This window comes from Acidiphilium sp. MT5, assembly GCF_054767495.1.
Genome location: NZ_BAABMR010000009.1, coordinates 128650 through 151990 on the forward strand (window position 1 = coordinate 128650; position 23341 = coordinate 151990).

19 protein-coding genes are annotated in these 23341 nt (G+C 60.8%); 14 read left to right on the plus strand and 5 right to left on the minus strand.

Annotated features, from left to right (window positions below):
* Positions 1-24: 24 nt before the first annotated feature.
* The 6 genes from ACYUCQ_RS11155 to ACYUCQ_RS11180 are packed head-to-tail and all read left to right on the plus strand — an operon-like array spanning position 25 to position 5968.
* Positions 25-843, plus strand: a complete 819-nt coding sequence (locus ACYUCQ_RS11155; protein ID WP_460254602.1) for a type VI secretion system accessory protein TagJ — start codon at positions 25-27, stop codon at positions 841-843.
* Complete coding sequence (gene tssE / locus ACYUCQ_RS11160) at positions 840-1376, plus strand: type VI secretion system baseplate subunit TssE (RefSeq protein ID WP_460254603.1); 537 nt, start codon at positions 840-842, stop codon at positions 1374-1376. Before ACYUCQ_RS11155 ends, tssE begins: the two co-directional genes overlap by 4 nt.
* The gene (gene tssF / locus ACYUCQ_RS11165; protein WP_460254604.1) at positions 1369-3186 is read left to right on the plus strand and encodes a type VI secretion system baseplate subunit TssF; all 1818 of its coding nucleotides are present in this window, start codon (positions 1369-1371) and stop codon (positions 3184-3186) included. The genes tssE and tssF overlap by 8 nt, the downstream gene beginning before the upstream one ends.
* 3 nt (positions 3187-3189) lie before the next feature.
* Positions 3190-4293: a type VI secretion system baseplate subunit TssG gene (tssG, locus tag ACYUCQ_RS11170; RefSeq protein WP_460254605.1), complete on the plus strand. Its 1104-nt coding sequence runs from the start codon at positions 3190-3192 to the stop codon at positions 4291-4293.
* A gap of 28 nt (positions 4294-4321) precedes the next feature.
* Positions 4322-4951, plus strand: a complete 630-nt coding sequence (locus tag ACYUCQ_RS11175; protein WP_460254606.1) for an OmpA family protein — start codon at positions 4322-4324, stop codon at positions 4949-4951.
* Between the two features lie 39 nt (positions 4952-4990).
* Complete coding sequence (locus ACYUCQ_RS11180) at positions 4991-5968, plus strand: hypothetical protein (RefSeq protein WP_460254607.1); 978 nt, start codon at positions 4991-4993, stop codon at positions 5966-5968.
* Between the two features lie 126 nt (positions 5969-6094).
* Here the strand turns inward: ACYUCQ_RS11180 and ACYUCQ_RS11185 are convergent, their stop codons facing one another.
* The 4 genes from ACYUCQ_RS11185 to ACYUCQ_RS11200 form a co-directional block, all read right to left on the minus strand.
* Entirely contained in the window at positions 6095-6919 is an 825-nt protein-coding gene (locus tag ACYUCQ_RS11185) for an inositol monophosphatase family protein (protein WP_460254608.1), read from the minus strand.
* 6 nt (positions 6920-6925) lie between these two features.
* The gene (gene hflX, locus ACYUCQ_RS11190) at positions 6926-8194 is read right to left on the minus strand and encodes a GTPase HflX (protein WP_460254609.1); all 1269 of its coding nucleotides are present in this window, start codon (positions 8192-8194) and stop codon (positions 6926-6928) included.
* Positions 8195-8200: 6 nt separating this feature from the next.
* Positions 8201-8524, minus strand: a complete 324-nt coding sequence (gene hfq / locus ACYUCQ_RS11195) for an RNA chaperone Hfq (protein WP_460254610.1) — start codon at positions 8522-8524, stop codon at positions 8201-8203.
* Positions 8525-8762: 238 nt separating this feature from the next.
* Complete coding sequence (locus ACYUCQ_RS11200) at positions 8763-10223, minus strand: Hint domain-containing protein (RefSeq protein ID WP_460254611.1); 1461 nt, start codon at positions 10221-10223, stop codon at positions 8763-8765.
* A 351-nt stretch (positions 10224-10574) separates the two neighbouring features.
* Here ACYUCQ_RS11200 and ACYUCQ_RS11205 point away from each other — a divergent pair, with 351 nt between their 5' ends.
* From ACYUCQ_RS11205 to ilvD, 8 genes are all read left to right on the plus strand, one after another.
* Positions 10575-10781 (plus strand): hypothetical protein, encoded by a 207-nt coding sequence (locus ACYUCQ_RS11205; protein ID WP_460254612.1) that lies wholly within the window; start codon positions 10575-10577, stop codon positions 10779-10781.
* Between the two features lie 86 nt (positions 10782-10867).
* Entirely contained in the window at positions 10868-12814 is a 1947-nt protein-coding gene (locus tag ACYUCQ_RS11210) for a polysaccharide biosynthesis protein (RefSeq protein ID WP_460254613.1), read from the plus strand.
* A gap of 9 nt (positions 12815-12823) precedes the next feature.
* Complete coding sequence (locus ACYUCQ_RS11215; protein ID WP_460254614.1) at positions 12824-13990, plus strand: DegT/DnrJ/EryC1/StrS family aminotransferase; 1167 nt, start codon at positions 12824-12826, stop codon at positions 13988-13990.
* Entirely contained in the window at positions 13990-14940 is a 951-nt protein-coding gene (gene pip, locus ACYUCQ_RS11220) for a prolyl aminopeptidase (RefSeq protein ID WP_460254647.1), read from the plus strand. Before ACYUCQ_RS11215 ends, pip begins: the two co-directional genes overlap by 1 nt.
* 94 nt (positions 14941-15034) lie before the next feature.
* A complete protein-coding gene (locus ACYUCQ_RS11225; protein ID WP_460254615.1) occupies positions 15035-16117 on the plus strand; it encodes a TAXI family TRAP transporter solute-binding subunit in 1083 nt (360 codons plus the stop codon).
* A 96-nt stretch (positions 16118-16213) separates the two neighbouring features.
* On the plus strand, positions 16214-18802 hold the full coding sequence (locus ACYUCQ_RS11230; RefSeq protein WP_460254616.1) for an MMPL family transporter: 2589 nt from the start codon (positions 16214-16216) through the stop codon (positions 18800-18802).
* A 3-nt stretch (positions 18803-18805) separates the two neighbouring features.
* Positions 18806-19012 carry a ribbon-helix-helix domain-containing protein gene (locus ACYUCQ_RS11235; RefSeq protein WP_460254617.1) on the plus strand — a complete coding sequence of 69 codons (207 nt, stop codon included), beginning with the start codon at positions 18806-18808 and terminating at the stop codon, positions 19010-19012.
* Positions 19013-19042: 30 nt separating this feature from the next.
* The gene (gene ilvD, locus ACYUCQ_RS11240; protein WP_460254618.1) at positions 19043-20899 is read left to right on the plus strand and encodes a dihydroxy-acid dehydratase; all 1857 of its coding nucleotides are present in this window, start codon (positions 19043-19045) and stop codon (positions 20897-20899) included.
* A 135-nt stretch (positions 20900-21034) separates the two neighbouring features.
* On the opposite strand, the gene ACYUCQ_RS11245 is transcribed toward ilvD, so the two are convergent.
* Positions 21035-23293, minus strand: a complete 2259-nt coding sequence (locus tag ACYUCQ_RS11245; protein WP_460254619.1) for a putative bifunctional diguanylate cyclase/phosphodiesterase — start codon at positions 23291-23293, stop codon at positions 21035-21037.
* Between the last annotated feature and the right edge of the window lie 48 nt (positions 23294-23341).

The window sequence follows — 23341 nt, forward strand, 5'->3', positions numbered from 1 at the left end:
ATCGATTGAGCAGAGGACAGGACCATGGCAGACGCAGATCAAGCAGGAACCGCCTTTCGCGAGGGACGTTTGGATGACGCCGTTGCTGCGGCCAGTGCGGCGGTGAAGGCGAAGCCGACTGACCTCGCCGCCCGCGTGCGGCTTGCGGAAATGTTGCTGCTGGCTGGCAATTTGGAGCGCGCGGATGTGCTGCTCGATGCGGCAGGCCAGTTGGACCCCTCGGCCAGCTTGATCGTGGCGGAATTTCGCCAATTGCTGCGCGCGGATATGGCGCGGCGTCAATTATTCCGCGACGGGCGAGTGCCGGAGTTTCTCGACACGCCCAGCCCGGCAGAGCAGCATTTACTCGCCTGTCTGGTGGCGATGCGCGCTGGTGACTATTCGGCGGCGGCGGAGGCGGCAACCGCCGCTGAGGCTGCGCGCGCGGCAACACCGGGGGTCCATGAGGGCGGACAGTCGGATAACGGCGCCTTCGATGATTTTCGTGACGCGAGTGATGATCTTGGTGGCGTGCTCGAAATATTGACCACGACTGGCAAATATTACTGGATTCCGTTGGCGCGGATTGAAGAAATCATGTTTCATAAACCAACGCGCCCGCGCGATTTGGCGTGGCGACGCGCCTCGATCTCGGTCAATCAGGGGCCGGATGGCGATGTTTATGTGCCAGTGACCTATTTCTCTGACGATGCGGCGCTGGGGGCAGCCTATCGGTTGGGCCGGGCAACCGATTGGATGGATCATGATGGGGTGGTGACCGGCGTTGGCCAGCGTGAATTTTTGGTGGGCGATGCTTCGGTGCCGATCATGGAACTCGGCACGCTGCGCTTTGGGCCAAAATGAGCGGCCCGCAGGAGCGCACGGCCCGCAGCTTTTCTGATCGCGTGCGCGATGCAGGCGCGCGGGTGCAATTATCGCCGTTCGACCGGTTGCTCGATGACGCGCCGGAATTGGATCGGGATCGGCCTCTGTCGCCGAGCGAGGCGATGAGCGTGCTCAAGCGCGCCGTGCGCCGGGATTTGGAGGCGCTGCTGAATGCCAAACGCGGCTGGCGCTCGCTGCCAGGGTTGTTTCCCGCGCTGGTGAATTCCAATGCCGGTTATGGGCTGCCCGACTATACGGCGGGCAGCATGGCGGATGCTGATGCGCGCGAGCGGTTTCGTCAGGAGATTGAACGCACGATCCGGGTTTTTGAGCCACGTTTTGCGCGGATCGCGGTGCGGCTATTGGATGCTGACGCTCGATTGGATTCCACGTTGCGGCTGAAAATCGAGGGGTTATTGCACGCTGATCCTGCACCGGAGCCGATCAGTTTTGATACCATCATTGATGCGGCGACCGCAGAAGTTGCGGTGAAGGACGATCCATTTGTCTGACCATCTGCTTCCCTATTTCAATCGTGAGTTAATTGCGATCCGGCAATTAGCGGCAGAGTTTGCGCAAGCGCACCCGAAAATTGCCGGGCGCCTGCGCTTGGCGCCGGATTCGATTGATGATCCACATGTCGCGCGGCTGCTCGATGGCGTCGCGTTTCTCTCAGCACGGGTGCATGAGCGGCTGGATGATGAATTTCCTGAGCTGACCGATGCCTTGCTCGGCGCGCTGTACCCGCATTTTCTGGCGCCGATCCCTTCCTGCTCGATCGTCCAATTCCAGGCGACGCCGGATTTGGCGGCGCATACCACACTCCGACCAGGCTTCATGATGGAAACCGAACCGGTGCGCGGGCAAGCCTGCCGCTATCGCTCGATTTATCCGGTTGATTTATGGCCGGTGCGGATCGAGACGGCGCGATTGACCGGCTTGCCGTTTGTGGCACCGGTGAACCCAATGGCGCCCGGCGCAGCCAGCGTGTTACGCTTGGTGATCAGCACCCATTCGCCCGATTTGAATTTCGCTACGCTCGGGCTTGACCGATTACGATTATATTTGCGCGGGGCCGGCGCGCTCGCACCGCAGCTTTATGAATTGCTGATGGTGCATACCATTGGGGTTGCGCTTGCTGATGCGCCCGGAGACCCGGCACCGGTCCTGGTGGGGCGCGAGGCTCTGCGCGCCGTTGGCTTTGACGCTGACGATGCGTTATTGCCCTATGCCGCGCGCAGCTTTGCCGGATTCCGGTTAATCAGCGAGTATTTTGCCTTTCCAGAGAAATTTCTATTTGTTGATATCGATCAGCTTGATCGGAAAACCTTGCTCTGCGAGCGTGATCGGATCGAGATTTTCATTTATCTGGATGCGGCGGTGCCTGAGCTGGAACGCGCACTGAGTGCTGATAATTTTGCACTGGGCTGCACGCCGGTGGTTAATTTGTTCCATCAACATTGTGAGCCAATTGCCCTCGATCATACCGATATCGAGTATCGGGTGGTTCCCGATGCGCGGCGCAGCACCGGCGTTGAAATTTGGGGGATCACCCAGGTGCGCGCGATTGCCGCCGATGGCACCAGCCAGCCCTGGCGCGAATTTTATCGCTTGACCGAAAATGAGGCCGAGCCGCCGAGCGGTTTTTATCAGGAACGGCGGCGCAATGCGGCGGCTGACCTGTCGGGCAGCGAGATTTTTATTGCGCCCTATGTGCCGGATTTCTCGCCGAACGCGCCGGCAGAGACAATTTTGGCGGTGGATGCGGTGTGCTTTAATCGCGATCTGCCAGCGGATTTGCCGTTTGGCGGTGGGCAGCCAAAGCTGCAACCGATTTCGGCGCATGATGGGGTGGCGCGCATCCATTGCCTGACCGCGCCGACAGCGACGCTGCGCCCGCTGTTGCGCGAGCAAGGCGCTTGGAAATTGATTTCGCATTTGTCGCTCGGTCATTTATCGATGACGGGCGGGGCTGACGGCGCTGCCGCCTTGCGCGAGATTTTGCGCCTCTATGATCGGGCGGAAACCGCTGAAAGCCGGGCGGCCATTGCGGCTTTGGTGAGTATTGCCTCAAAACCGGGCACGGCGCGGGTGCCGGGCGGGCGGCTCGGCGGTTTTTGTCGGGGCTTGGATGTCACGCTGGAATTCGATGCCAAACCCTATCGCGATGCGGGCTTGTTTTTGCTGGCGAGCGTGATTGAGCGGTTCCTGGCGCTGCACGGCACGATCAATTCCTTCGTGCGCACGACCGTGCGGTTGAGGGGCATGCGCGATGCGGCGATGCGGTTTCCGGCGCGCGCTGGAACGCGGACGCTGGTGTAGCCGATGTCGATGCTGTCGCCGCTTGAGCATTTGCAGCGCAAGCCCAGCCGGTTCAGCTTTCGGGCGGCAACGCGGCTGCTCTGGCTTGCCGGCAGGCGCGAAGATCCGGGCGCGGCGATCCGGTTCGTGGCTGATATCAGCCTCGCACAACCGGGGGCTGAAGTGAGCGCCGTTGAGCCGATAACCGCTCAGCGCAAACGCGCCCGGCTGCAGACGGCGATGATCGGATTGATCGGCCCTAGTGGGACGATGCCGCGCTGGTACACCGAACAGATCGCGCTGTCGGTGCGCAATCGAGCCCCGGCCGTTGCGCAATTTTTCGACCTGCTGGCACAACGGCTGATGGCCGCTTTCGTGGAGGCTGGCGCGAAATATCGCCCGCATTTAGCGGCCGAACGCGGCGCGATGACCAGCCTGCGCGATGCGACATTGGCGCGGACGGCGGCGGCGCGCGGGATCGATGCAGTCGCCACCGATCCGGTCGCGTCAGTCTTGCTCGCGTTGAGTGGGTTTGGCACGGATCGGCTGCTCGATCGGCTCGATGCGGGCGGGTCGGTGATCCAGCATTATGCGGGCTTTTACGCCACCCAAGCGCGCTCGGCGGAGCGGTTGGCGGCCATTATATCCGATTGGTTGGGCCGGCAGGTCTCGATTATTGAATTTGCCGGGCTTTGGCTCACACTCGAACCCAGCGAGCAAAGCCGGATGCCCAAAGGCCGAATTTCGGGACAATTCAACCAATTAGGGCGCGATTGTGCGGTAGGTGCGCGGGCGTTCGATCAGCAGGCGCGGTTCATTCTGCGTATCGGCCCGCTGGACCGGGCGGGATTTGAAGCCCTACTGCCCGACCAGCCAACCTTGCGGCGCTTAGTCTCACTGATCCGCGCCTATGTCGGCATGGAGAGCGATTTCGCGATCAATCTGGTGCTCGATCAAGCGGCGATCCCGATTATGCGCTTGGGCGGTGCCGACGCGCCGCGCTTATCATGGACCGGCTGGCTACCGCGCCCCACGGCTTCACTGACCGGGGGGCGGCATGCCGACGACGCGTTATTTCCGGCATCACTGATTGAACGGCATTCCAAGCCCATCACAAAGCTGATATAAAATCCGCACTGAAGCAAAGGAGCGCATCATGAAAACTTTTCTCAAAGCATCGATTGGATTTGCAATCGTTTTGGTTGCCCCCGCCGCGTTGGCGCAAGCCCCCGGCAATAACCCGAATGCGCAACAGATTATCAACGCGCTGAAACCGACGGGAACCTTATCCACCACCACGCGCGGGATTGTGCCGCTGGCCCAAGGCACCCAGCAAGCCGCACCGTCCATGCCGTTGACCCGCACCGCCGCCCATCCGGGTGTGATGATGGCGCATCACGCTGTGACGGCCCCTGCCCCATCGCCGATTGATGGTCATGGGTCGGTCAATCTCAATATCGATTTTGCCTCCGGCTCCGCAGCGCTGACCCCAAAGGCGAAGGCCGAGCTGGACCAGTTGGGCCATGCGCTGACCAGCCAGCAATTGGCCGGCTATAAATTCAATATTGTTGGCCATACCGACACGACGGGCACGCCGACAGCGAACCTCGCTTTGTCAAACGCCCGCGCTCATGCGGTGGCCACCTATATCGAAACGAAATTCCATGTTGCATCCGCGAAGCTGGAAGCGTCGGGCGTCGGCGAGAAGGATCTGTTGGTAAAAACACCGCAGCAGACCCCGAACCTGCAAAATCGCCGCGTGCAGATCATCAATATCGGCAAGTAATTCACGCCGACTTGCCGTTAACCCCGGATCGTATGACGCATGGGTTCTGACGATACGGTCCGGGTGACACCCCCTGGCGGCAAGCCGCCAAGGCCCACGCTACCAACATCCAAGCCGCCAACATCCAAGCCCAAACCGCCGCGCTCCCAATTTCGCCGGTTCGCTTTGATCGGCGGTGCGGTCTTGGTGGCGGCAATCGCCATCATTGGCCTGTCCCGGCTCGTGTTCGACCGGGCGCCGTTTCCGCTGGCAGGCGAGACAACAATCGCGCTTAATCATCCGCGTCATCTCATGGTGTTCCGGCTACGAGATGATCCGCTGGTGTTAGTGGTCGATTGTTCTTCGCTGCATAGCCAGGGCTTGATGTTTGACCGGATCGCCGCGTTGATCGAAAAGGCCGACGCGCCACGAGATCGGGTGCTTTCATGGCCCGAACTCACAGCCGCTGCCGCAGCCGCGCATCAGACCATCGGCACCTATTATTATGGCAATGATTATTCCGCACGGTCGCTCCGGCGCTTTTTTCGCATCGCCAAGCGCGATCACCAAAAGCTCAATGCCCAAGAGCACAAACTTCGGGCCCTCTTGGAGCGCGTGGGTTATTTACGCGCAGGAGCGAATGGTGCGGTGATATCGCTGCCCGCTGCCGGAGCGGGAAAGCGGGTGAGCATGCATGTCCGCGCCGTGATTTTACGCCACGAGATTTCGCACGGCGCATTTTTTACCTTGCCATTCTACCGTGCCTACACGCAGCATTTCTTCATATCGGTATTGACCCCAGCCGAGCGCCAGGATTTTCGCCGCTTTCTCGGCCATGAGGGATACGATATGTCGAACCAAACGCTGATGATGAACGAAACTCAGGCCTATCTGGTGTTTACCCGCGATCATGAATTTTTCACCGCAACCGCCGTTGGGCTACCGCAAGCAACGATCGACCAATTACGCGCTGATTATATCGCCCATATGCCGAATTTCTGGCTCAAGCGGCTAACGCAGGAAAAGCTGCCACGATGATCGGCGTGATCGAGACGCTGGGCTCGAGCATTTTCCGTTCGCACAGGCTCACGAACAATGCTCTCGCTCATTGTTGTGGCGAGCAACTTTATCCGATCAGATGATTCTATTGGATCGGATGTTGCTCTAAATCACACTATACAGGGCAGCGTGCAGTGCCTGCCAAGTGGCTTGATCCGGCGCCACCATGATGCCGCCATTCAGAGCGTTGGGATGCCACGGCGCACCGTCAGGCTGGCGCACGAACCCCCCTGCTTCCGCGAGGATCAGGCTGCCGGCGGCGTGATCCCACGGCAAGGTTCGGCGCGACAACGACGCATGGATCGCCCCCATCGCCATGGCCCGATAGGTTTGCGCGGCGCAGCGAAAATTGGGCAATTGGCCGAGCGCGGTCAGACCGCGCAACACCCGGCTGCGTTCCGGCTCGGGCATATATTGCCACGAGATCGCGGCGATCATGGCGGCCAACGGCACTGAAGGCGCCACGTGCAGGCGGGTTCGTTCCTGCCCGCGCCACAGCCAAGCGCCGCCGCCGACTTGAGCGATCACCGTGTCATTGCGAATGGGGTCGTAAATCAACCCGGCCAGCACCCGATTTTGCACGATCAGCGCAATCATGGTGCCAAATAAAGGCAAGCCCGCCGCGTAATTCTGAGTGCCATCGATCGGGTCGATCACAAAAATCGGATCATCGCGATCGAGCGCCGCGAAACAAGACGGGTCAGTTTCAGCGCTTTCCTCACCCAGCGTGCCGATGCCGGGAAATAGCTGCCCCAACCCGTCAATCAAGGCGGCTTCGGCGGCGCGATCCGCGTCGGTTACCGGGTCGAGCGGGCCGGATTTGGTGTGGATTTGCCCCGGTTTGGTGCGACCAAATCCGGGCATGATGTGGCGCGTGGCCACATCGCGCATCAGCGCCTCGATGGCGGCGAGGTCGCGTTGATCCAGCATGGTCAGCTATTCCTGCTCGAAGCGCGCACGATCTTCGCGGCTCAACCGCACGGTGATGTTGATCAGCTCGCCCTGATCGTCACGCGCAATGATCTCGCCGTGGCGATAGAGATAGGCAAGCCGCGCACCATCTTCGGCGGGGATTTGATAACTGACGCTGGCCAGGCTCTCGCCCAAACGCGCATCGATGGCGTTACGCAGCCGATCAAGCCCGGTGCCGGTGAGGGCGGAAACCGCAAGGGCTTCCCTGGGCATGTCCGAACTGGCATCAAGCAGGTCGATCTTGTTGAGCACATCGATCGTGCGGGTGCGCCAATCTTGATCGAGCATGCCGGAGGCGGCCATACCGTCCAGCACCGCGAGCACGTCGTCATATTGCGCGGCGCTGTCCGGATGCGCGGCGTCGCGCACGTGCAAAATCAAATCGGCCCCCGCCACCTCTTCGAGCGTGGCGCGAAACGCCGCGACCAATTCGGTTGGCAATTCGGAAATAAAGCCGACCGTGTCCGATAGGATCGCCCGGCGACCGGAGGGGAGATCGATCAAGCGCATGGTGGGGTCAAGGGTGGCGAAAAGCTGATCTTGGGCATGCACAGCGGCACCGGTCAGCGCGTTGAACAAAGTTGATTTGCCCGCATTGGTGTAGCCAACCAGAGCAACCACCGGGAACGGCACGCGTTTGCGCGCCTCACGATGCAGGCCGCGCGTGCGGCGCACATCCTCAAGCTCGCGCTTGAGCCGCACGATGCGATCAGTAATCAACCGGCGATCCGCTTCGATCTGGGTTTCACCAGGGCCGCCCAGAAAGCCGAAGCCGCCGCGTTGGCGCTCAAGATGGGTCCAGGAGCGCACCAAGCGCGATCGTTGGTAGGCGAGATGCGCCAATTCCACTTGCAGCGCCCCTTCCGCCGTGCGGGCACGCGCGCCAAAAATATCCAAAATCAAGCCGGTGCGATCAATCACCTTGCAGGCAAAAGCGCGCTCCAGATTACGCTGCTGCACCGGGCTAAGCGCGGCATCGACAATGGCGACGTCAATCTCAGCCTCGCGCAGCGCCGCAGCGATCTCGATGACTTGGCCACTACCAAACAAGGTGGCGGGCTTGCGCGCCCGCAACGGGATAATCGCATCATGGGCAATGACCAGACCGATCGACGCCGCAAGGCCGATGGCCTCGCCAAGACGGGCATCGGCAGCGCGTTTGTTGGAGCTACCGCCCCTGCCCTGTTCCCAGGGCAGCAAAATGGCGGCGCGAGACGGGCGCTCGCTGGCCAAGCCTGTTTATTCCTCGCCCTGCTCGATGGCGGCCTGCCGCGCGAGGCTGAGCGTCGATCCCGCCGCGCCGGGTGCCGGAGCGGCGGCGCCTTCAACCTTGGTTGCATCGAACAGCTGGATCGGTGCGCCGGGCATCACCGTGGAGATGGCGTGCTTGTAAACAAGCTGGGTATGGCCGTCGCGGCGCAACAGGACCGAGAAATTATCGAACCAAGTGATCACGCCTTGCAGCTTGACGCCGTTGACCAGAAACACGGTGACAGGGGTTTTACTTTTGCGGACATGGTTCAGAAACACGTCCTGCACATTTTGAGATTTTTCAGTAGCCACCGGGGCAATTCCTTATTCTGTCCCGCCTTCACTTGCGGGTTTATGGTGAGCATGAGTCCGACGGATCAAGCCGGCGGACAAGTTGGGATCGGATCACCACAACGTGATGCGCCGACCCCGATCATAGCTTGGTTCGGCCAAAACGCCAATTAATATTTCGTTTGGTTCGCCCCGCTCTGGCAACATCCGATCAGATGGAACCGTCCGATCGGATAAATTTTCTATCTAAAACAATGTCCTAAGCCGCGCGGCGCCAAACCAATGGACGCGCTTTGTATAAAATGGTCAAAACCCGTCCGCTGCGGCCCAGATCAAGCCGGGCATCACCCCGGGTCCAGATCGCGGCATCGCACGCGGCGCGGGGATGGCGGTCGGCGGCTTTGATCACCGCGTCGATCGGCAGGCTGTGGCCATCGAGCTGGATGTCGGCGATCGCCAATCCGAGGCGGCGACGATCCCGCGAGGCCGGATCAATCTCGGCGGGCACGAAGCTGGCGCAGAGCAAATCGACCTGGCGCACCTGATCGGGCAGATGCACGGTCAGGCTGGCAATGTCGGGGCCTGTTTCATCGATAACCGGCGCCAAGATGCTGGCACCAGCGCGTAGCCACGGGGTTACGGCATCGAGGCGATAGCCAATTGCAGCGCGGCGAGCGGCCAAACCGGCGCGAATTTGGGTAAGCACCGGACCATCAATAACCAAGGGCGCACAACTCAGCGCCACGCGCCGCCCTTGCATGGCCTGATCGGCCACCAAGTCCGGATGCAAGCTGACCGGCGCATCACGATCGGCAAACAACGCACGATGCCCGGTATCGAGGAAGCTTTCAGCTTTGACACCTTCAGCGAGCAAAATATCATGGGCATCAAGCTCCACATGATAATAAACGGTCTGCGTGCAATCACGCTCCAGAGTGATCAAGGCACCATCGATCAGTTCCTTGACCGGCACCAGCACATCATCGAGCCACAAAGCGTGGTCCGGCGAGAGCCGCAAATCCCGCGCGGGCAGGCCGGGCGCAAGCGCACCGGCGGCGATGCGCACCGGTTGCGCTGAGGCCGGATTAGGGTGGCGGGTGAAATCCATGGCCCGCGAGCCGACCCAGATGATCGGCCGCACCGCGCCCGAGGCGGTGACCACCTGATCGCCCTGCTGGAGCGCTTCAACCGGGATTGGCCCCCGCGGGGTGGCGATGCGAGTGCCGGGGGTGAAACAGGCATTGATTTGGGTGTTGGTGGTGATCGAGACATCGACGATCGAGCTTGATCCAGACTCAAATTGCGGGTTCAGCGTCAATGTGGCGTTGATCGAGGATGCACCGAAGAGCGCTTGATCGAGGGATTCGAGATAGGGTCCGGCGAGTGAGTTGAGCGAGGCACCCAATTGACTATTAATCAACGCATTATTCGTCGTGACCGTATTCCCAGGTTCGATATAGAAATTGACATGACCGATATTGATGGGTCCAAACGAACTGTTGTAGGTTCCGCTTGCCGCCGCCGCGATGAAATTATCGAAACTTTGATTATTGGTTAACGAACTCGGCGCCTTATCAAAATTGGCGTAATCTTGCTCGACATTGGCGACAATAATCGTGTCGCCCGGCGAAAAATTGACAATATTGCCGCCAAGATAGGTGGCCACCACGTTCGAGGTGCTTGGACCGAAACTCAGCGCGCTTGGGTCGATCAAGAGCACGCCAGAATCACTGGGGTTATTACTGAAGGTGATATTGCCAGTCAGTGAACTCGTTAAAGTTGTTGTGGTACCACTTGGAATTGTTGAAGTATTCGATGACATAATATTATTCCCCCTCAGAAAGGATCAAAATATAGAATCAATTTCTTGTTTTGTCTACGATATATTTTTCGATAGCGAATAAATTTTGAGAACGAGTCGATTTTTTAATTCGATTTATGCATTCGCTGTATGGATCTTACATCCGGCGAACCGATTATCCCGCGTTGTTGGCGGCTCCATATGCGAGATCAAGGTCAATCGCTGACCGGCCGGTGTTTCGCACCGGCTCAACCTGACAGGAGCCTTACAATGAGCAAATTGGCAAAAATCATCACAATCTTCGCCGTCTTCGCCCCCCTCGCAGCACAGGCCGCCCCCTCGACCGCCGCCCACGCGAAACTGGTGGCGGCGATGGATCGCGCCTATCATCTGAGCTTCCCGGTGCCGCAAGCGCCGCAAATCGCAGCGGTGCGCACGGTTCACGCCACGCCGGTGCGCGCGCAGCATAAGGGCTAATCGCCTTTGTCATCGCGTACGACGCGCGGCACCGCGAAAAGCCGCGCGCCTTGGCGGATCAGCCTCGGATCGGCTAGGCTGATCTGATGAAATTCGAGATCACGCGCAGTCAGAAACGGATTGCGATCAATGTTGGCTTGGATGGGGCGTTGGCGGCCATTGCCGTGTTGGCGGCATTTTGGCTCGCTAACCCCACCCATCCGGCGCCGGTGCCGACATTGTTGCCGCTGGCCGGCACTGCGGCGATTTGGCTCATCGGGATTCCGTTCGGGCTTGGCCGCCAGCATTGGCGCTTTACCGGTCTGGCCGACGCGCTTGCAATTATCTTGATTGCCGGCTTAGCAACCTTACTCATCACCTTGCTGCTGGTTGGTGTCGGCGCGCAACTCCCCTCGCTCAGTTTTCCAATTTTACTGCTGATGATGTTTGCGCTGGGTTTGATCGCCCCGCGCCTCGCCTATCGGCTTCTGCGCGCCCGGCGCGATGGCGGGGGTGAGCCGAATAGTGATTTACTGCCGGCCTTAGTGATTGGCGATGGCGAAGCGGGGGAATTATTCCTCGCCGCACTCGCGCGCGATCCCCGCCGCCGCTATCGCGCTTTGGGGCTGGTGCTGCCCTCAGCGCGGGAAGCCGGGCGGCGGATCCATGGCGTGCCGATCCTCGCGGCGCTCGACGAGTTGGGGGCGGTGCTTGATCGGCTGGATGCGGCGGGCGAACCACCAGCGCTGCTCATTATTGCCGGGAGCGAGATCAGCGGCGTCAGCCTGCGCCACGTGCTGGCCCAGGCTGAACCCCGTGGCTTGCGGGTTGCCCGCGCACCAAGCCCAACCGCCCTGGTCGCCCCACAGGCCCATGATGATGGCGGAGCGGGACAGGCGCTGCGCCCAATTGCCATCGAAGATTTGCTCAACCGCCCGCAAGTGGCGCTTGATCGCGATGGGATGGCGCGGCTGATCCAGGGCAAGCGGGTGCTGATCACCGGCGCGGGCGGCTCGATTGGATCGGAACTGGCGCGCCAAGTGGCGGGGTTCGGGCCGGGATTGCTGACCTTGCTCGATTCCAGCGAATTTGCGCTCTGGAGTATCGACCTTGAACTATCCGAGACTGACCCAGCCGTGCCTCGCCAGGCGGTGATTGCCGATGTTCGCGATGCAGCACGGATCAACAGCCTCTGCGCGAGCCTGCAGCCGGATTTGGTCTTTCATGCGGCAGCCTTGAAACATGTGCCAATGGTCGAGGCCAATCCGCTCGAAGGCATCGCCACCAATGCGCTGGGCACCCGCAACGTCGCGGAGGCCGCCCGCGCGGCGGGGGCCGGGTTGATGGTGCTGATTTCAACCGATAAGGCGGTGAACCCCTCCTCGATCATGGGGGCGTCCAAACGATTGGCCGAAATGTTTGCCCAAGGGGTCGATATTGCGGCGCGCACGCAACCCAATAGCGGAGCGATGCGGATTGTCACGGTGCGGTTTGGCAACGTGCTCGGCTCGACCGGCTCGGTGGTGCCGCTGTTTCGTCGGCAACTCGCACGGGGGGGGCCGCTGACGGTGACCCATCCGGATATGAGCCGCTATTTCATGACGGTGCGCGAGGCGGTGTCGTTGGTGTTGCAAGCCTCGGTGGTGGGGTCTTCGGATGCCGCTTTGCCGGTCACGCGGGGGGGTATTTTTGTCCTTGATATGGGCGAACCGGTCAAAATCGTGGATTTGGCGCGGCAAATGATCCGGCTTGCCGGGCTGCGCCCGGATATTGATGTCGCGATTAATTTCACCGGCCTGCGCCCCGGCGAGAAATTATTCGAGGAATTGTTTCACGGACGCGAGCAGCCCATCGAGACAGGATTTCCCGGCTTATTGATGGCAGCGCCGCGTGCGGCTGATGCGGCTTTTGTCAGCCGCGCTCTGGACGAAATTGCCACCCTGATTGCGCGCGGCGATGCGAAGGGGGTGCGCGCGGTGCTGGCACGCCTGGTGCCGGAATATGGGCGTCCGGTTGATCAATCCGGGATTCCATCGGGCGCCGGTTTGCTCTAAGCGAGGGGCATGACCCATAGTCGCAACGACGCTGCCCCCGCCGCCACGCCACCGATGATCAAGTTTCTTGATCTCGCCGCCCAGCAACAACGGCTGGGCCCGGCCCTGCGGGCGCGCATCGATGCTGTGCTCGCCCACGGTGCCTATATTATGGGCCCGGAAGTCGTTGAGTTGGAGCAAGCGCTCGCGCGCTATTGCGGTGCCGCGCATTGCGTGGGGGTCAGTTCCGGCACCGATGCGCTGCAAATTGCGATGATGGCCGAGGGGATCGGGCCGGGGGATGCGGTGTTCCTCCCCGCTTTCACCTATACCGCGACCGCCGAAGTGCCGCTCTTGCTGGGCGCAACGCCGGTTTTTGTGGATATCGATCCGGCCACGTTTCAGATTGATCCCGCCCATCTCGAAGCCCGGATCAACAGCATTCGCCAAGCCGGTCGCCTGCGCCCGCGCGCATTGATCGGGGTTGATTTGTTCGGCCAGCCAGCACCTTGGCCCGCCCTGAACGACATCGCGCAGCGCCATGATTTGTTCACCCTGGATGATTGCGCGCAATCATTCGGCGCGGTGCTCGACAATACGCGGCTGGGCCGCGCCGCCCACGCAACGGCGACGAGTTTTTTCCCATCCAAACCGCTTGGCGCCTACGGCGATGGCGGGGCATTGTTCACGGAGGATGCGAACCGCGCAGCGCTGTACCGCTCATTGCGCACCCATGGCGAGGGAACCACGCGCTACGATGTCCAGCGTATCGGCATGAATGGTCGGCTCGATACGATGCAGGCAGCCGTGCTGCTCGCCAAGCTCGAGGTTTTCGATGCGGAATTGGCGCGCCGCGAGGCCATCGCCTGCGCGTATGATGCCGGGCTGGCTGGCGCGGTGACAATCCCCGCCCGCGTGGCGCAGAGCCGATCAGCCTGGGCGATCTATCCGATTTTATTTGCCGATCATGCAGCGCGCAGCGCCGCGCAAGCCCGGATGCAGGCCCAAGGCGTGCCCAGCGCGATTTATTATCCCAAGCCGCTGCATCATCAGCCCGCCTATGCGCATGCCCATGACGGGGCGGCTTTGCCGGTATCTGAAACGATCGCCACCCGTATCCTCGCCTTGCCGATCCATCCGGATTTGACCGATGCGGAAATCGAGCGGGTGATTGCGGCTGTTATTGAGGCGCGATGATGCCGCGCGGAGATTTATTCGCCGAACTCGGCCCCTATCAATCGGGGTTTTTGCCGGTTGGCGATGGTCATGTGCTCTATTGGGAGCAGGTCGGTAATCCGCGCGGCAAGCCCGTGTTGTTTTTGCACGGCGGGCCAGGCGCTGGCGCGGGAGCCGTGCATCGGCGCTTTTTTGACCCGAATCTATGGCGATTGATCATTTTCGATCAACGCGGCGCAGGCCGGTCAACGCCGCTGGGCAGTTTGGTGGCGAATACCACCCGGCATTTGATCGATGACATCGATGCGTTATTGGATTTTTTGCATATTCCACGCTGCGTGCTGTTCGGCGGCTCCTGGGGCTCGACCTTGGCATTGGCCTATGCGCAGGCCCGACCATCGCGGGTGAGCGGGATGGTGCTGCGGGGGATTTTCCTGGGGCGCCCCAGCGAAGTGGACTGGTTTTTACAGGGGATTGGTCAATTTTTCCCCGACGCCCATGCGAGTTTTGTCAATTTCCTGCCCGAAGCTGAGCGTGGTGATCTTCTAGCTGCTTATTATCGGCGGCTGATCGATCCCGATCCCGCAATCCATGGGCCGGCTTCCCGCGCATGGTCGGTCTATGAGGGATCATGCTCAACCTTATTGCCGAGTTTTGAAACCGTTCATGCCTTTGCGCAGGATCGCACGGCCCTCGGGCTGGCGCGGATCGAGGCGCATTATTTCGTCAATCAGCTCTTTCTGCCGGAATCCGGGCTGCTCGGCGGCATGGCGCGGATCCGCCAAATGCCCGGCGAGATTGTTCAGGGCCGCTATGACATGATTTGCCCGCCTTGCACGGCCTTTGACCTGCTTGCTGCCTGGCCAGCGGCGCGCCTGACGATGGTGCAGGATGCTGGCCATTCTGCGCTCGAGCCCGGCGTGCGCGCGGCGTTGCTCGCGGCGCTGGAGCGCGCTTTTCGGTTTGAGTGATCAGCACCGCTTGAATGATCGCGAGCAGGCTTTGCCCTGATTTTGCCGTATTCGGGGGTGATGCAGAACCATGACAAGAACCGGGGAGGCCGCAATGGCTCTTGGGCCAGATCACATTGGCACAGCAAGGCTCTCACGACGCGTTGTCCTCAGCGCGCTCGGGGCTGGTGCGCTCAGTTTGGCGTCATCAAACACGGCGCGCGCGACCCCGACGAAATTATCTGATCAAGCATCCCTTGCCCCCTCACCCGCGATGCCGCTGATTATGGCGACGGGAGCGCCGGGCGGTGGTTTTTCGCTATACGGCCCCGCATTTGCAACGCTGGCCGAACAATCATTGCACCTGCCCATCGCGTTCCGCGCCTCCGGCGGCAGTGCCGCCAATATTTTGCTGCTTGAACAGAATGAAGCCCAGCTTGGCATGGCGAGCCTCGCGATTGCCAATCAAGCCTGGATGGGGAGTGCGCGCTGGACGGGCGGGCTGAAAATGCGCGGCTTTCGCGCGCTGTTTCCGATTTATCAGCAGCAATTTCAGATCGTATCGCTGGTTCATGGCAAAATTCGGCAACTTGATGATTTGGCCGGCCAGCGGATCGGTGTCGGTCCGCGCGGCGGCACGGGCGCGGTGCTGGCGCCAGGATTATTGCGCGTTACCGGCGTTCAGGGCGCAAAATTGATCACCGGCGGTTATGACCAGCAGATTGCGGCCTTGCGCACCGGCGCGCTGGATGCATGCGCGTTTTTCGGTGCCTCGCCCCTGCCCGCCATTGCCCGCGCCGCATCTGGCGGGCAGTTTCGCCTGATCGGCTTGACCGCCCCCTCCAGCCGCGCTGCAGGCAGCTTTGATCCGGGCGTCAGCGCCAGCATCGTGCCGCGCACCGCCCTGCCCGGCTTGACCCGTCCGGTGATGACCGTTGGCTCCCCGGCGATGGCGCTGGCCCGAGCCGATTTGCCGGACCCCATCGCTGCCGCGTTGACCGAAGCGGCCTTGCTGCACCAGGCCAATTTGCTTGCGACCGCCCGCATCGCCGTGCCCGCCCATGATGTTTGGCAAGCGGGGATCGATACCGTCGCAATCCATCCGGGCGCCGTGCCGGTTCTGCGCCGCCACGGCATCGTGGTGCCCGACAAGCTGATTGGCAAGCCGCTTGGATTACCTAAATTAGTCAAAGGTTAAGGTGCGTGCGTCCAACATAATTGGCGCCGTTGCGCTGCGACAAGGCGGCAATCGGCGCGGAAACCACGGGCGCCGCATGAACATTGATAGGCTCGAATGACCCGCTTGATTGTCGCCATCGTTAATTTTTGTCATCGGCGCGCAGTGCCGGTTTTGGTGCTCTACGCCCTCTTCATTGCGCTTGGGCTGAATTTTGCCGCGCATCATTTAACGATCGACACCGATACCGACCATTTATTTGCCGCCTCCTTGCCATGGCGCCAGCAACAAATGCGCCTGGATCGAGCCTTTCCGCAATTTAACAATTTGATCGTGGCGGTGATTCGCGCACCGACACCTGAAGCCGAAGCCAGCACCGCGCGCGCCCTCGCCCAAGATGTCGCGCGCGACAAAACCCATTTCATCGATGTCAGCCGCCCGAGCAGCGGCGCGTTTTATCGCCAGAACGGTTTGCTGCTCCTACCCCAAGCCAAGCTGGCCGACTTGCTCAACACGATTGTCATTGCCGAGCCGTTCCTCGGGCAGCTCAGCGCCGACCCGAGTGCAGCAGGCTTGTTCAAGGCACTCGGTTTGATCGCTCAAGGGGTGAGCAGCGGGCAGGCGCATCTCGGACCCTATCAGGCGTCGATCACCAGCTTCGCCACCGCCTTGCAACGCAGTCTGGCGGCATCACCCAATCATCCGCCGCCCTCTCTCTCCTGGCAAAATCTGATTGCTCCTAGCATCAGCAACGCCCAAGGTGATGTGCAATTTGTGTTGATCCATCCGGTGCTTGATCACCAGACGCTTGAGCCGGGCGGCGCCGCGACCGCTGCTTTGCGCCAGATTATCGCGACACTGCCTTTGGTGCGCGCTGGTCAGGCGACGGTGCATTACACTGGTCAAATTCCGCTCTCGGATGAGCAATTTGCCAGTCTGCGCCAAGGCGTCTTTGTCGGGCTTGCGGTCAGCTTGGCGTTGATTGCGCTGTGGCTGACCCTCGCTGTGCGCTCATGGCGGATGATCGTGCCCATCCTGGTCACCTTGGTGGCGGGATTGGCATTGACGATCAGTTTTGCCGCCGTGGCGATTGGGCGTCTCAATCTGATCTCGGTGGCGTTCGCGATTTTATTTGTCGGGCTAGCCGTTGATTTTGCGATCCAATTTTGCGTGCGCCTGCGCGATGCCCGTCAACGAATCACCGATCCTGGCCTATCGATGAACGCCGCAGCCCGCGAAGCCGGCGGGCAGATCGCGCTGGCGGCGATTGCCACGGCGTGCGGGTTTCTGGCGTTCGTGCCGACCAGCTTCATCGGCGTTGCCGAACTTGGCTTGATTGCCGGGGTGGGCATGTTGATTGCGTTTATCTGCACCATCAGCCTGCTGCCCGCCTTACTGTCACTCACCCGCCCCCGCGCAGAGGCGGAGCCGATTGGTTTTGCGGCGGGCGCGCGCGCCGATCAATTTCTGATCCGCCATCGCCGGGCGATCCTGGCGGGGTTTGCCGTGCTGGCGCTGGGTGGCGTGGTGTCTGCGGCACGCTTGCAGTTTGATGCCAATCCGCTCGATACCCAGAATCCGAATTCCGAAGCGATGCGCACGCTCCGCTCGCTGACCGGCAATATCGTGACCAACCCGTTTTACGTCGAAGCCCTGGTGCCATCCCTTGCCGATGCCCGCAGCCTGACCGCCAAATTGAGCGCCTTGCCCGATGTTGCCGCCGTGATTTCCGGTGCCGACTTCATCCCCACCCATCAATCGGCCAAGATTGCGATGATCAGCCAAACCCAAGCGATTTTGGCACCCGCGCTGGCCACCGCAACGCCGCCCGCCGTAACGCCCGCGCGGATCCGCGCCGCCGCCGCCGATGCGCGCAAGGCCATCGCACAGGCGGCACCCAAATTGCCTGCCGGGTCACCCATGCTCGCGATCGGCACGGATTTGGCGCGCTTCCCGGCATTGACGAACGCCCAGATCATGGCGGTCAATCAGGTGCTCACCGGCAATTTGCCAGGCGAATTGGATCGGCTGAACCAGGCGCTGAACCCCAAGCCGATTACCGCGGCCAATCTTCCGGCCTCGATCAAGCGCGATTGGTTTCTGCCCAATGGCAGTGTGCGGCTCCAAATCATCCCAACAGCGGCGGCTGGCGCCTCACCGGGCATTGGCCGATTTGTGCGCGCCGTGCAGCGTATCGTGCCGAATGTAGGTGGTCCGGCGGTGATTTCGGTGGCGACGGCAGGGACAATTCTTGGTGCTTTTCGCGAAGCCGCTTTGCTCGCTTCGATCTCGATTGCGGTGATTTTGATCGTGGTGCTGCGCTCGGCGCGCGATGCCGCTTTGGTGATTGTCACGTTGGCGCTTTCGGCCTTGCTGACCGCCCTATTTGCGCAACTGGACGGCTTGGCGTTGAATTATGCGAATATCATTGCGCTGCCGCTGCTATTGGGGGTGGGGGTGTCGTTCAATGTGTATTTTGTGATGAATTGGCGCGCCGGGATGCGCAGCATGCTCGGCTCAGCGACGGCGCGCGCCGTGCTCTTCTCGGCCTTGACCACTGGCACGGCCTTTGGTTCGCTGGCTGCCTCCGCTGATCGCGGCACCGCGAGCATGGGCGTGGTATTGCTGCTCAGCCTGCTCGCCGTGCTGATCGCCACCTTTGTGTTTCTGCCCGCGCTGCTCGCCAGCCTAACCCGCAAAAGCTGATCGGTGCTGGAAAAGCGGAGCCTCAGCCTCGCCGGCCATCGCACCTCGATCGCGTTGGAACCTGATTTTTGGGTGGTGCTGACCACGATTGCGGCGGAACGGTCGATGCCGCTGGCACGCCTAATCGCCGAGATCGATGCAATCCGCGCCCCCGAACAAAAGCTCGCCTCGGCCCTGCGCGTCTTTGCGCTGCATCATCGTCCGGTGTAGACTATTCCAAATCGATCAAGGAAACCGCCGATGCCGCATTATCGTTCTCGCACCACCACCCATGGCCGCAACATGGCAGGTGCCCGCGCGCTTTGGCGCGCGACCGGCATGGGGGATGGCGATTTCGGCAAGCCGATTATCGCGATCGCAAATTCCTTCACCCAATTTGTTCCCGGCCATGTGCATTTGAAGGATATGGGCCAGTTGGTTGCTGCGGAAATCGCCGCAGCGGGCGGGGTTGGGCGCGAATTCAACACGATTGCGGTAGATGATGGCATCGCCATGGGCCATGACGGCATGCTCTATTCGCTCCCCTCACGCGAATTGATCGCCGATTCCGTCGAATATATGGTGAATGCCCATTGTGCGGATGCGCTGGTGTGCATTTCCAATTGCGATAAAATCACGCCCGGCATGTTGATGGCGGCTCTGCGCCTGAACATCCCGACGATTTTCGTCTCCGGCGGCCCGATGGAAGCGGGTAAATATGTTGCCGCCGGGCAGACCCGTGCCGTTGATTTGATCACCGCGATGGTCAGCGCTGCGGACCCGACCCAAACCGATGAGCAGGCGGCGGTGATGGAGCGCTCGGCGTGCCCCACCTGCGGCTCTTGCTCGGGCATGTTCACCGCCAATTCGATGAATTGCTTGGTCGAAGCTTTAGGGCTCGGCCTGCCGGGCAACGGATCGTTATTGGCAACCCATGCCGACCGTCGGAAATTATTTGTCGAAGCCGGCTGGCAGATCGTTGATCTGGCCCGGCGCTATTACGAGCAGGACGACGCGACCGTGCTGCCGCGCGCCATTGCGAGCAAACGGGCCTTTGAGAATGCGATGTCGCTCGATATCGCGATGGGTGGATCAACCAACACGGTGCTGCATTTGCTCGCCGCCGCCCACGAAGCCGGGCATGATTTCACCATGGCGGATATCGACCGGTTATCGCGCCGCGTGCCCAATCTGTGCAAAGTCTCGCCCTCGGTGGCGGATGTGCATATGGAAGACGTGCATCGCGCCGGCGGGATCATGGGCATTCTAGCCGAGTTGGACCGAGGCGACTTGCTGGATCGCGATTGCCCAACCGTCCATAGTGCAACGCTGGGCGAGGCACTGGCGCAATGGGACGTGATGCAGGGGCGCGAGGCGGCGACCACGCTGTACGCGGCTGCCCCCGGCGGCGTGCGGACCACCCAGGCTTTCAGCCAATCGCGCCGCTATGACAGTCTTGATACGGACCGCCGCCATGGGGTGATCCGCGATATTGCACACGCTTTCAGTGTCGATGGTGGCCTTGCAGTGCTGTATGGCAACATTGCCGAAGATGGGGCGATTGTGAAAACCGCCGGGGTTGATGCCGGTAGTCTGCAATTTCAGGGGCCTGCACGCATTTTTGAAAGCCAGGAAGCGGCGGTGGCCGCGATTTTGGGCGATCAGGTCAAGCCTGGGGATGTGGTGGTCATTACCTATGAAGGCCCGAAAGGCGGGCCGGGGATGCAGGAAATGCTATACCCGACCAGCTATCTCAAATCCAAGGGCCTCGGCAAAGCCTGTGCGCTGATCACGGACGGGCGTTTTTCCGGCGGCACGTCGGGCTTGTCGGTCGGGCATATCTCGCCGGAAGCCGCCGAAGGCGGGGCCATCGCACTGATCGAACCGGGCGACATCATCGCGATCGATATTCCAGCGCGCAGCATCAATGTTCTGGTTGAACCCACTCTGTTGGCACAGCGCCGCGCGGCGATGATCGCGCGGGGCCGCGACGCCTTCATGCCACAACCCCGCCCGCGCAACGTATCACCAGCGTTGCAAGCCTATGCCGCGCTGACCACGAGTGCCGCGCGCGGTGCGGTGCGAGATGTGACTCAGATCCGCCCGAAAAATGCGTAACGCGCGAAGCCCGGTTGCCCAATAGCACTCAGCCCGAGTGCTGAGCACCATCATTTAGGAGCACTCAGCCCGAGTGCTGACACTGTTGTTTAAGGGCACTCAGCCCGAGTGCTGAGCATCATCATTTAAGGGCACTCAGCCCGAGTGCTGAGTGCGGGGCACCAGCCGCGCAATTTTCAGGGCAGGGAAGGTTAAGATTTCGGCGAGCGGCATCGGCTGCGCAAAGAACGGGCCTTGGGCCTCATCGCAGCCTAAATCACTCAAGAGCGAAACCTGAGCTTCGTTCACCACCCCGTCCGCCGTCACCACCAAGCCCAAGGCGTGCGCCATATCGATCATGGCACGCAGCATCGATACGGATCGCGGATCGGTCTCGGCCCGCGCAGCGAAATCACCGTGAATTTTCAATCGATTAAACGGAACCTCGTGCAAGCGTGCGAGCGACGTGGCCCCTAGCCCAAAATGATCGATCGCGGTGCGGCAGCCAAAGCTGCGTAATTGCCGCAAATGATCCAGGCATCTGTCACCGCCATCGACCAGCGCCGCTTCGGTGATTTCAAACTCCAGACGTTCTGGCTTGATGCCGGATTTCGCGATGATATCGATCAAGTTGGCAATTTTGGCGCGATCAAGCAACAGGCTCGGCGCCAAATCGAGACCAATCCTGATCGCCGATGGCAAAATCCGCCCGCAAGCGAGGCTTTCATTCATCATCATCTCCGCGATGATGCCGGCAAGGCCGCTCTGTTCCGCGACCGCGAATAAATCCGAGGGCGCGACCTCATTGGCCGATTGTTGCGGCCAATGCGGCATCGCCTCCACCGCCACCATATCGCGGTGTGCCAAGCCAATGACCGGCTGAAACCGCACGGCAACAGCGCCTGCACTCACGGCATTGCCCAAATCGCGCTGGAGATGACGGCGCCGATCAACATCGCGGTGCATGTCCTCGTTGAAAAACCGCCAAGTGCCCCGGCCATCCGCCTTGGCCTGATACAAGGCCAAATCGGCCTGTCTGATCAAGGTTTCAATCGCGGCGCCATGATCGGTCACCGCCGCCTGGGACCGCACCGATTTCAAAGCTGTTTGGACCAGGGTGATGCCAATCGACGTGCCGATCTCCACGGTGATGTCTTCAAACTTGAACGACCGACCCAGGATATTAACGATCCGCTTGGCCACCGCGCGCACTTCGTTGTCATCGTCGGTATCGAGCAAAATTGCGAATTCATCACCACCGAGCCGGGCGGCCAGATCGCCATCGCGGATCGCGCCCCGGATCCGATGCGCCACCGCGCTGAGCACCAAATCCCCGGTTGAATGGCCAAATCGGTCATTGACCGCTTTGAACGCGTCAAGATCGAGGCTCAATAAAGCGCCCCGCTTCGCCGTCATGGCCTGTTCCAGAGCGTCGGTGAAGGCAACCCGATTGGCAAGCCCGGTCAGCACATCGTGGCGCGCCAGATAGGCGTTTTGCTCGCGTGCCTGATGGCTGTCGGTAACGTCTGAACCAACGCCGCGATAACCGACAAAGCGCTGGTTCGGGCCCTCTAAAATCGGTTTTCCGGTCAAAAGCCACCAGCGCCGTTCGCCGCCGATCACAATCGGGATCACGAGGTCGCGCAACGGCGCGAGTTGCGCGAATTGATCGAGCAACGGTGCTAAAGGGTCCTCCGTCGAACCCGGCTCCGGCGGACCATCCCCGCGCAGCACATCAATCAGCGGCCCCACCATCTTTTCGGGATCGCGCTGCGCAACCTCGGCAAAACGGGGCGACACCGACGCCAGATTAAAAGCAGAATCAGTCTCCCAAAGCCAATCGCTGGCACTTTCCTCGAAATCACGCAACAAAATCCGGATCGTCTCGTTGGTTTGTTCAAGGCGTATCGTGGTCAGCGTCTCGATGATCATTTTGCGGCTCAAAAAGCCAAACGCGTAGAATGTATAGAGGCCATACACCAACATCGCCCCGGTGATCATCGATGACTCGACAGGGGCGCCGGGGCCAACCGACATAACAGCCCCGATCACTAACGGCCATAAGGCCGCCAACCCAAAGGTCAACGGCCCAACAATCATGGTCGCGGAGATCAAGGCAATTTCGGTGCCGACAACGATGATCGTTGCGTGGTCGCCGCCGGCGCGCACCACCACATTGAAAAATATCGCCCAAGCCGTCGATAATCCAAAGCGCGTTGCAAACATGAGCTGACGCGCCCGCGCAAGATCTGCAGGCTGGTCGGCATTGTTCAACCACCAATCGCCAACGCCGATATAGATCGTATAGCCGACAACGATGCTGGCGAAACAAAATATGTCGAGCGAATGTTGCAGCGGGGCCACACACTGCAACAGGAGTATAAACGCGATCGCACCGCCCGGGATGGCGGTCATAAAGCTGTTTTTAGCCCAGTTATCGAGATGGATGATCTTGGCACGCGC